General features: G+C 60.8%; 13 protein-coding genes and 1 pseudogene. 5 read left to right on the forward strand and 9 right to left on the reverse strand.

Translation table 11 applies throughout. The features are described 5' to 3' along the window. Nucleotides 1-122 precede the first annotated feature (122 nt). A complete protein-coding gene (locus tag AC1D06_RS25140) occupies nucleotides 123-1,406 on the reverse strand; it encodes an FAD-dependent oxidoreductase (protein WP_477988544.1) in 1,284 nt (427 codons plus the stop codon). Nucleotides 1,407-1,444: 38 nt separating this feature from the next. After that, complete coding sequence (locus tag AC1D06_RS25145; RefSeq protein WP_477988545.1) at nucleotides 1,445-2,197, reverse strand: pyridoxine 5'-phosphate synthase; 753 nt, start codon at nucleotides 2,195-2,197, stop codon at nucleotides 1,445-1,447. Between the two features lie 410 nt (nucleotides 2,198-2,607). On the opposite strand from AC1D06_RS25145, the gene AC1D06_RS25150 reads away from it, so the two are divergent. Then, entirely contained in the window at nucleotides 2,608-3,312 is a 705-nt protein-coding gene (locus tag AC1D06_RS25150) for a MerR family transcriptional regulator (protein ID WP_477876878.1), read from the forward strand. A 51-nt stretch (nucleotides 3,313-3,363) separates the two neighbouring features. On the opposite strand, the gene AC1D06_RS25155 is transcribed toward AC1D06_RS25150, so the two are convergent. From AC1D06_RS25155 to AC1D06_RS25185, 7 genes are all read right to left on the reverse strand, one after another. Further along, nucleotides 3,364-4,494: an ATP-dependent DNA helicase gene (locus AC1D06_RS25155; protein ID WP_477988546.1), complete on the reverse strand. Its 1,131-nt coding sequence runs from the start codon at nucleotides 4,492-4,494 to the stop codon at nucleotides 3,364-3,366. A gap of 40 nt (nucleotides 4,495-4,534) precedes the next feature. Continuing rightward, the gene (locus AC1D06_RS25160; RefSeq protein ID WP_477988547.1) at nucleotides 4,535-4,981 is read right to left on the reverse strand and encodes a PIN domain-containing protein; all 447 of its coding nucleotides are present in this window, start codon (nucleotides 4,979-4,981) and stop codon (nucleotides 4,535-4,537) included. Beyond that, entirely contained in the window at nucleotides 4,978-5,217 is a 240-nt protein-coding gene (locus tag AC1D06_RS25165) for a type II toxin-antitoxin system Phd/YefM family antitoxin (RefSeq protein WP_477876875.1), read from the reverse strand. Before AC1D06_RS25165 ends, AC1D06_RS25160 begins: the two co-directional genes overlap by 4 nt. A gap of 63 nt (nucleotides 5,218-5,280) precedes the next feature. Next, entirely contained in the window at nucleotides 5,281-5,682 is a 402-nt protein-coding gene (locus AC1D06_RS25170; protein WP_477876874.1) for a VOC family protein, read from the reverse strand. A 183-nt stretch (nucleotides 5,683-5,865) separates the two neighbouring features. Continuing rightward, nucleotides 5,866-6,141, reverse strand: a complete 276-nt coding sequence (locus tag AC1D06_RS25175; protein ID WP_477876873.1) for a helix-turn-helix domain-containing protein — start codon at nucleotides 6,139-6,141, stop codon at nucleotides 5,866-5,868. After that, nucleotides 6,138-6,467, reverse strand: a complete 330-nt coding sequence (locus AC1D06_RS25180; RefSeq protein WP_477988548.1) for a type II toxin-antitoxin system RelE/ParE family toxin — start codon at nucleotides 6,465-6,467, stop codon at nucleotides 6,138-6,140. The genes AC1D06_RS25175 and AC1D06_RS25180 overlap by 4 nt, the downstream gene beginning before the upstream one ends. 147 nt (nucleotides 6,468-6,614) lie before the next feature. After that, nucleotides 6,615-7,208, reverse strand: coding sequence for a LysE family translocator (locus AC1D06_RS25185; RefSeq protein ID WP_477876871.1), 594 nt, complete (start codon nucleotides 7,206-7,208; stop codon nucleotides 6,615-6,617). Nucleotides 7,209-7,395: 187 nt separating this feature from the next. On the opposite strand from AC1D06_RS25185, the gene AC1D06_RS25190 reads away from it, so the two are divergent. The 4 genes and pseudogenes from AC1D06_RS25190 to AC1D06_RS25205 form a co-directional block, all read left to right on the forward strand. Then, nucleotides 7,396-7,770, forward strand: coding sequence for a COG4315 family predicted lipoprotein (locus AC1D06_RS25190; RefSeq protein WP_477876870.1), 375 nt, complete (start codon nucleotides 7,396-7,398; stop codon nucleotides 7,768-7,770). Continuing rightward, nucleotides 7,754-8,308, forward strand: coding sequence for an RNA polymerase sigma factor (locus AC1D06_RS25195; protein WP_477988549.1), 555 nt, complete (start codon nucleotides 7,754-7,756; stop codon nucleotides 8,306-8,308). The genes AC1D06_RS25190 and AC1D06_RS25195 overlap by 17 nt, the downstream gene beginning before the upstream one ends. Beyond that, nucleotides 8,305-9,081: an anti-sigma factor family protein gene (locus AC1D06_RS25200; RefSeq protein ID WP_477988550.1), complete on the forward strand. Its 777-nt coding sequence runs from the start codon at nucleotides 8,305-8,307 to the stop codon at nucleotides 9,079-9,081. The genes AC1D06_RS25195 and AC1D06_RS25200 overlap by 4 nt, the downstream gene beginning before the upstream one ends. 143 nt (nucleotides 9,082-9,224) lie before the next feature. Next, a pseudogene (locus tag AC1D06_RS25205) lies at nucleotides 9,225-9,345 on the forward strand (IS5/IS1182 family transposase); the annotation flags it as partial.

The following is a 9,345-nucleotide window of genomic DNA, read 5'->3' on the forward strand; positions in this document are numbered from 1 at the left end:
TCGACTGTCCTGATCCCGACTTGGCACAATAATCAAGGCGGCGGCAGAAGGGCAGCGCCGACCATCACATGCTTTGGATTCTGTGCAGTATCCCGCCGGCGGCATGCGGCGAAAGCCGGGCGTCATCCGTTCGGCGCACCGGATGCGAGGCGAATGGCACGCGACGTCTCTGCCTCATCCTCCCAGTCGAATTCGGCAATATCCGTCCCGGCGAGCGGATCGCCCAGCATGCCCGAGACGATCGAAGCCAGAATGCGCGGCATCGGCGGCAGATTGGCGACGGTCGCCACCAGTTGATCGCGGACGGCCGACAGCGCATGCGAATCGCTTTGATAGAACGGTGTGAAAACCCGGGAAAGCCCCTGGAACAGCCGCACATGCCAGCGCCGCAATCGGCAATAAGCCGTCGTCGCCGCATCGAGATCGGCATGCCTGGCAAGTCCCGCTGCCAGCGCCGCCGCATCGAGCAGGGCCATATTGGCGCCCTGCCCCAGTTGCGGACTGGTGGAATGGGCAGCGTCGCCGATGAACACGACGCGGCCGACCGCCGGCCGGACCAGCGTCTGGTGCCGGTAGCGCGCCAGCACCATCGCGTTCCAATCATCGATCTGTTGAAGAAGCGGCGTCAGCTCCGGCCAGTAGCTGAGTACGCAGGCCCTCCAGCCCGCAAGGCCCGCCGTTTTCAGCGCCTCCGCTTCGCCCGTCTTCTGGCTCCAGAAGAAGGCGAGCTTTTCCGGTGCAGCCATATCGAGCCTTCCGACCGGCAGCACACCAATCATGACTTCGGCATGGTCATAGCGCTGCACGAGCGAATGCCGCTCGAAATCGAAACCGCTGGCATCCAGCGTCGCCCAGAAGGCGCCATAGGCGAGTTCCCGGCCGCCCGCTTTCGGCAGCAGGTTCGCCACCAGTGGCGAGCGCGCCCCAGTCGCATCGACGAGCAGGTCGCAGCTTGCGGCCATTCGATTTTCCAGCATGAGCGTCGGCCGGCCGGTCACATCCGCCACCCCGCTCACCGCCGATGACGGCCTGATCTCGATACCGGCGGCGCGCACCGCATCATGCAGGACGTCGAACAGCGCCGCACGCTGCACCGCAAGCCCGAACCGCCGCTTCGGCCCGGCGGCGTAGCGCACATCGAGCACCGTACGGCCGCTTTCAGCATCGGTGCCGCGCAGCCGGTCGATCCTATGACCGAGCCCGATTATTTTGTCCAGCAGGCCAAGTGCCGCCAGCACCGAAAGCCCGGTTGGCTGCAGGATAAGCCCGGAGCCCACCGGCGCAGGCGCGTCGAAACGCTCATAGATCGTCACCCGGTGGCCGGCGCGAGAGAGAAATAGCGCCGCCGCAAGGCCGGCAATGCCTGCCCCGCAAATCGCGATCGTCCTGGTATTGGGTGCTGTCATTCTGCCCTCGTCCGTCTCTGTTGAGACGGTCAAGCGCCTCAGAATATTTCGCCGAGCGCACGCCGAAACCGCCGCACGGTTTCCGCCATGCCATATTCCAGTGCATCCGCGGTCAGGCCATGGCCGATGGAGACTTCGGCGAGATGCGGAATACGTGCCATGAGCGCCGGCAGATTGGCGACCGTCAGATCGTGGCCGGCATTGACCTCGAGGTCTACGGTCTTCGCGCGGTCGGCCGTGGCTCCGAGCTTTTCCACCCAGGCCCGGGCAGCGTCGGGGTCGTCGTAGCAGCCGCCAAAGGGCCCGGTGAACAGTTCGATGCGGTCGGCGCCGACGGCTTTCGCCACCGACACCTCGTCGGCATCTGCATCGCCTTCGGCAAACAGCGACACGCGCATGCCGCCACGCTTCAGGCGGCCACAGACTTCCGTCAGCCGGTGACGATTCTCGGCGAAAGCCCAGCCATGGTCGGATGTCGATTGCGACGGATCGTCGGGCACCAGGGTCACCTGGTCGGGCCTGTGGGTTTCGACCAGCCGCAAAAAGTCTTCCGTCGGATAGCCTTCGATATTGAATTCCCGGTCCGGAAATTCCGTCTTTATCAGCATCTTGAGCGCCGGCACGTCGGTGAAGCGGATATGCCGCTCGTCAGGCCGCGGATGCACGGTCAGCCCAGCAGCACCGGCCGAAAGCGCGATGCGGCCAAAGCCTGTGACGCTTGGCCATGGCAGGTCGCGCCGGTTGCGCAGCATGGCGATTGCGTTGAGATTGACGGAAAGCTTGGCGGGCATGGCACGGTCCGGAAAGGCAACACCATACCTCACTAGCCGATCGGAATGATCAACGCCAACCATATTTCGTCATGCATCGATCGCGTTTTTTGATAGAGTCGCGCGCAACCGTTTTGTTCGCCGGCGAATGGAAAATCGGTTGAACCCACCCGGAATTGCCGGCCGAAATCCATATCCGACAGCAGGCTGGCGCGACTTCCTCTCAGAATTAGTGTAAAATCGCCTCATCGCTGATGGAATTTGATCTATCCCCTTGATGTTCGGTCCCATTTTATAAACAATGCGATTGGGGACGAAGGGCGACGGCAGCAAGAGACAGCAGCGCGGCAGAGCGCTGGCATGTTGAGACGTATGATTTTGCCGATCGCCATCGACAGGGACGCCTCGAGGGACTGGAGGGCGGCAAGGGCATGCACCGATCGACGGACAATCCGACGAGTGCTTTTTCGGAACAATCCCATGATGGCGCCGAGAGCCATTTTCTTCCGGCGGTGCCATTGCCGCGACGTCTGCCCGCCAAACCGATCCCGATCGCCGACATGGCCAATTTTTTCGGCGTCACCCACCGTACGCTGCATTTCTACGAGGAGAAGCGGCTGTTGAAGCCGATCCGCACCGGCGCCATGCGGGTCTACCCTCCCGGCCAGGTCCAGCTGATGGCGCTGATCAATCTCTGTCGCGAAACCGGCATGCCGATCGTGCAGATCCAGGAACTGCTGCTTGAACTGGAACAGGCTGCGTCGCAGGATGACTGCGACCGGATGTTCCACAAGGCAATGCTCGACCGCAGGAAGGAATTGCTGGCCGACGAATCCCTGCTCAGGCGGCAATTGCAGCAGATCAACGAAATCCTCGAACAGGGCTCGGACGCCGGCGCCGAGAACAATGACAACCGCCAGCCGCGCACGCCCTTCCTCTCCGAGATCGAGTTCGAGTGCCTGAAACTGATGGCCGAAGGCTATACGCCGATGCGGATTGCCACGGCGCTCAGACGCCCGATGGACGACATCATGGCCACCGAAGCCGGCATCATCCGCAAATTCGGCTCCTCCAACCGTTTCCAGGCGGTCGCCAAGGCCGTGCTGCTCGGACTGATCGGCACTGAGAGCTCCTAGAGACAAGGTCGTCACAGCCACGGGCCGTAAACCGATATAGCTGGAACAGGTTCAGCGGACGATCGTCAGCCGTTCTGCCGCCCGTGTCACGGCGGTGTAGAGCCAGCGCTCGCGCGTGTCACGGAAGGCCCAGGCCTCATCGAACAGCACGACATTGTTCCATTGCGAGCCCTGTGCCTTGTGCACGGTCAGCGCATAGCCATAGTCGAACTCGTCGTAACGCTTGCGCATGTTCCAGGGTATCTCGCCGTCGATCTCCTCGAAGGCGGCCTTCAACACCTTGATCTTGGCCGCACCGCGATCCATGTCGTCGTCTTCCGGCCGCACGAGCAGGTTGATCCCCGGCTTCGTCGTTTCCTTGGAGGCCGACAGCACCTGCCAGAGCGAACCGTTGAGCAGCCCCTTGACCTGGTCGTTGCGCAGGCAGACCAGCTTGTCGCCGGCGGCCGGGTAGCTGTTGGGAAAGCCCTTGAGTTCCCGCAGGCGCTGATTGTAGCGCTTGCGCGTCTTGTTGGTGCCGACCAGAACCTGATCGGCGCCGAGCACGAGATCCTGCGTCACGTCACTGCGCGGAATGACCTGCGCCGTACCGTAATCGCCATACATGACCTCCTTGCCTTCGCGCACATGCATGGCAAGCTGGATGATCGGGTTGTCGCGCGCCTGGCGATGGATTTCGGTCAGCAGGTAATCCGGCTCCTGCTCGGTGAAGAAGCCGCCGCCCGAAACCGGCGGCAACTGGCCGGGGTCGCCGAGCACCAGCACCTTGGTGCCGAAGCTCAGAAGGTCCTTGCCGAGCGCCTCGTCGACCATCGAACATTCGTCAATGACGATCAGCGGCGCCTTGGCGACCGGGCTCTGTCGGTTGAGCGAAAACATCGGCGAAACATTGGTCTTGCCGGTGACCTCGTCCTCGACTTCCTCCTCGCCGCGCGGCCGGTAGATCAGCGAATGGATTGTCTTGGCGTTCGAGGCGCCTCGCGATCGCAACACCTGTGCTGCCTTGCCGGTAAAGGCAGCAAACAGCACATCGCCGCCATCGACATGTTCGGCAAAATGCTTGGCAAGCGTCGTCTTGCCGGTGCCGGCATAGCCGAACAGGCGGAACACCTGGCTGCGCGGCTCTTTCAGCCAGCGCGACACCGCCTGAAGCGCCTCATCCTGTTGGGTCGAAAATTGCATGGTCGGACTTGGCAGGATTCGAGATCAATTGACAAGGCATTTAGACAGGAAGCGACGCGATGGGATCGAAGCATGGAACCTTCATCGCCTCGAAATGCCTGACATTATGCGTCAGGACTGAAAAGTCGTGGACGATAGCAGTTGCGCCGATGAGCACATCGGGATAGCCTGGATGCCAGCCCTCGGCCTCGGTGCGATCAGCCAGTTGACCTGCCGATTTCGCAATCTCCTTTGTGACATCCAATACATTTTCGTCCATTGCATCTTCGAGATTGGACAACCATGCGGCCAAATTCGCCGCTTTTCGAGAAGCCCCTCTTCGCGATAACGTCCTGATACCTTGTTCAATTTCCATGATCGTCACGACCGAAACATAAAGTTCGTCCTGTTTCGCCGCGATCCAGTCGCGGAACGTCTGGACGAGTTCCGGCCTGTCCAGAGCCAGAATGGATATCGCGGACGTATCGAGCAGATAACGCTCGCTCACAGGTCGACATCTCTGATCGGGGTCTGGTCACGCTCAAATTCGATGCCACCGGGAAAGGACAGGAGCACATCGGCAACCGATCTGCGTTGCCGCCGAACCTTTTTCGCGTCTTCGATGGACACCAGCACGGCTGCGGGTTCGCCATGCCGCGTGATCGTCACCTGCTCGCCCGCTTCGACAGCGTCGACCAACTCAGAAAACTTCGCCTTCGCTTCGCGAATGGGGACTGACCTCATTTCAACACGTCCTTGTAACTACATGTGACCACATTATCTCGGATGCCTGCCCCAGGCAAGCGACTATTCGCCCGCCGCCGTACAAAACACCGCCAGCTTGTTGCCCACGGGATCGCGCAGATAGGCCACATAAAAATTCTCGCCATAATGCGGCCTGAGCCCCGGCTCGCCTTCGTCCGTACCGCCCGCCGCCATGCCGGCTTCGTAGGACGTGCGCACCAGCGCCCTCGTGCCGGCCTGGAAGGCCGGCATCATGCCATTGCCGGAGGTCGCCGGCCCGCCGTCGAAAGGCGGCCCGACCCAGATCGTACCGGGACCATTGTCCGGGTCGGCGACGCCGGGGATGAAAAAACCGAAATGCCGCTCGGTCCGCGTCTGCTCATAGCCGAGCGGCGTGAGCAGCGCGGCATAGAAGCGGCCAGATGTCTCGGTATCGTTGGCGCCGATCGACAGATAGCTGAGCATCGTTCTCTCCCTTTCGGAACAAAGAAAGAACATATTGCGGGAATTGGCAAGCGGTTTTTGTCGCTTGTGTAGAGATCGGCCCCGCTGCTATCCGTAGTTCGACCCGTCGTGCGGCATCGCGTTCCCCCTCAGCGCCCTGCACAATCTCACCACTAGCGCATCCTCGCGCATGGGCCGAAGTGCTCAAGCAGAGACCGACAGTTTAACCTTAAGCCCCGCCCGCGATGCAAGATCGACAAGCGCTTCAAGGCTAAACCTGTTTATGCGTCCTCGCAGTAAATCATTCAAACGTGGTTGCGTTATACCGAGACGTTCTGCCGCAGCGGATTGCGTGACGTTCCATCCTTTAACAGCACGTTCGACCTCGATTAGGAGATCGGACTTCAAGGTCATATGTTCGGCTTCTTCGCGCGTATTGCAAAGAGCATCCCATACGTTGTCAAAAACTTGCTCTTTCATGACGCACCTTTAATTTGCTTGTATCTCTGACGTGCCAAGTCTACGTCGTATTTTTCTGTCTTCTCCGTCTTCTTTTGAAAGGCGTGGAGAACGTAGACGCGATCATTGCTCGACGCGACATAGATTACCCGGAATGTTCCTTCCGCATCCCAAATTCGTATCGCGCGCGCGCCCGAGCCGGCTGCTTTGAATGGCTTCCAATCGTGTGGCTCTTCACCGAATTGAAGACGTCTAAGCTCTTGTCCAGCAACGCTACAAGCCTCTTCGGAAAAATCCCGAATTCTTGATAGGCTATCGCCAAGAAATTGAATTTGCTTTTTACTCATGGCATTATATATCCGAATGGATATATAATTTCAAGTGCTAACTGGTGAACTTGCGGAGATGCGCAGGAACGAAAAAGTCTGGGATTAGCGGGGTTCTTTGATTATGGGAACATTCGAGAGGAATGACGGTGAAGGTGAGATGCGAGGCTATTTTAGCATCGGCCAGAGGCTGAGCACCAGAAGCACCGCCATGATGATGTTGAACCATTTGAGCCGCGCCGGATGCGACAGCCATTCGCGCAGCGCCGAGCCGAAACCGGCCCAGAGCGATATGGACGGAATGCCGACGACCACGAAGGCGAGCGCGACGAGAAACACAGTCAGCACATAGCGGTTGGGATCGGTATAGGTCGTCATCGACGAGATGGCCATGACCCACGCCTTGGGATTGACCCATTGGAACGCAGCGGCGGCCAGAAACGACATCGGCTGCGCGCCCGTCTTGCCCTCGCCCAGCGATCGAGACGTGCCTATCTTCCAGGCGATCCAGAGCAGATAGAGACCGCCAGCGATCTTGAGCACGACGAACAGCGCCGGGACAGCTTTGAGCAGTGCCCCAAGCCCGAAGCCGACGCAGAGGAGCAATACGAAAAAGCCGCCGGATATGCCGAGCATATGCAGTATGGTGCGCCGGAATCCGAAATTGACACCGGAGGCCAGCACCATCATGTTGTTCGGCCCTGGCGTCACCGATGTCGTGGCCGCAAACAGCAGCAATGACAGAAAGATTTCGAGTTTCATGAGGCCCCCGCGTAGCGAAGATAAAGAAATGCGCGTGACAGCGTCCAATCAATTCGGCTGAAGCCCGCAACAGCGAAATTCATGTGTCGGAAAAAATCTCGGCCGGCCGATGGAATAAACCGGGCGCGCCGTGTGTCTCATGTCCAGCCGCAGCAATAGGCGCGGCATCCAACCCGAGGAGACCATGATGCGTGTCCGAATTCTGATCCCGATCCTGCTCGCCGCCAGCGCCTCCGCAGCCTTCGCCGCGCCGGCTGTGACAACCGTCAAGACCGACAAGGGCGATGTGCTCGCCGGCGCAAAAGGCATGACGCTCTATACGTTCAAGAACGACAAGGACGGCATGTCGAATTGCAACGGCGAGTGCGCAGAATACTGGCCGCCCTTCAAGGCCAAGGCGAGCGACAAGGCCGACGGCGGCTACACAATCATCAAACGCAAGGACGGCTCGAAGCAATGGGCCAAGAACGGCATGCCGCTCTATTATTGGGTTAAGGACAAGAAACAAGGCGACGCAACGGGTGATGGCTTCAAGGGCGTCTGGGATGCCGCTCGGCCGTAAACCCACATCCGATCCAGCCGGCGCCAGCGCGCCGGCCCCCGACAGTTTCGAAGGCCGGCTGATGGCCCTGCTGCCGGACCTCCGGCGCTATGCGCGCAGCCTGACGCGCGCGGATGCCGACGGCGAGGACTTGCTGCAGGACAGCATCGAACGGGTTCTCATCAACCGCGCCACTTGGTCGGGCGTCAACCTGCGCGGCTGGGTGCTGGCGATCATGACCAATCTCTATCGCAACGGCGCGCGCCGGCTGCGCCGCTTTCCATCCGCCGAGATCGATGAGGCGGAGGGCCTGCCGGCGGCCGAGCCGACGGGCGATCCGCTGCAGCGCGACCGTCTCGCCCGCGCGCTGGATGCACTGACATCCGAGCACCGGGCGGTGCTGATGCTGGTGGTGATCGAGGGCTATGCCTATGCCGAGGTTGCCGACATGCTGAAAGTGCCGATCGGTACTGTCATGTCGCGGCTGGCCCGCGCCCGCGAACAGCTCGGCCGGCATCTCGCCGGCGACAATGTGATTCCTCTCCGGAGACCCGAATGACCGACGCCGACACCCCCCTTTCGCCTGAAGTGCTGCACGCTTATGCCGATGCACAGCTGTCGGCCGAGGACATGGCGCGCGTCGAACGCTGGCTGCGCGAACATCCAGAAGATCTCGCCCGGGTGCGCGACTGGCAGGCACAGAACCGCGCCATCCAGGCGATGTTTGCGCCCTACCGCACCACACGACCCGACGATGCCGCCATGTTTGCCGACGCACCGCAGCCGGCCCGCATCGGATGGCTGCGCTATCCGGCTGCCATTGCCGCCGGTCTCTGCCTGTTCCTTGCCGGCGTCGCCACCGGCCATTTCCTGCCTGCTTCACCGGCACATCTCCCGGTCGAGCAGGCAGCACTGCACGAGGAGGCCAGTTCCGCCTTCCTGATCTATACCAGCGAAGTGCGCCATCCGGTCGAGGTCCGGGCCAATGAGAAGGACCATCTGGTCACCTGGCTCGGCAAACGCCTCGGCCACAAATTCGCCGCCCCCGATCTTTCCGGCCTGGGTTTCAACCTCGTCGGCGGCCGGCTGGTGCCGGTCAACGGCAAGGCCGGCGCGCTTCTGATGTATGAGGATGCGACCGGCAAGCGGCTGACGGTCATGGTCGGCCAGAGCGGCGAAAACGACGTCACCAGCTTCCGCTTCGCCAGCAACGGCCCGGTGGAGACCTTCTACTGGATCGACGACCGGCTCTCCTATGCTGTCACCGGCGAGATCCCGCGCGACATGCTGCGCCGCATCGCCGACACCTGCTACCGGCAGTTCAACACCTGAACCGGCTTGTGCGGCAGGCAGTCGCACAGGATACCAAGCCACCCAACTTTTAGGGTCGAGCCACTAGGCCGTAAACTCATAAACGGGCTTCCCCTTTGGGTTTGACGGTGATTCAAGGCTGCCATTGATTTGGGAGCCTAATGATGACCCGTCGCCGCCATGAGCTGACTGATTTGGAATGGAATATTATCGCGCCTTTGTTGCCGAATAAGCCTCGTGGTGTTCCACGGGTAGATGATCGTCGCACCATCAATGGGATTTTGT

The organism is Rhizobium sp. P2_G2 (genome assembly GCF_056403555.1).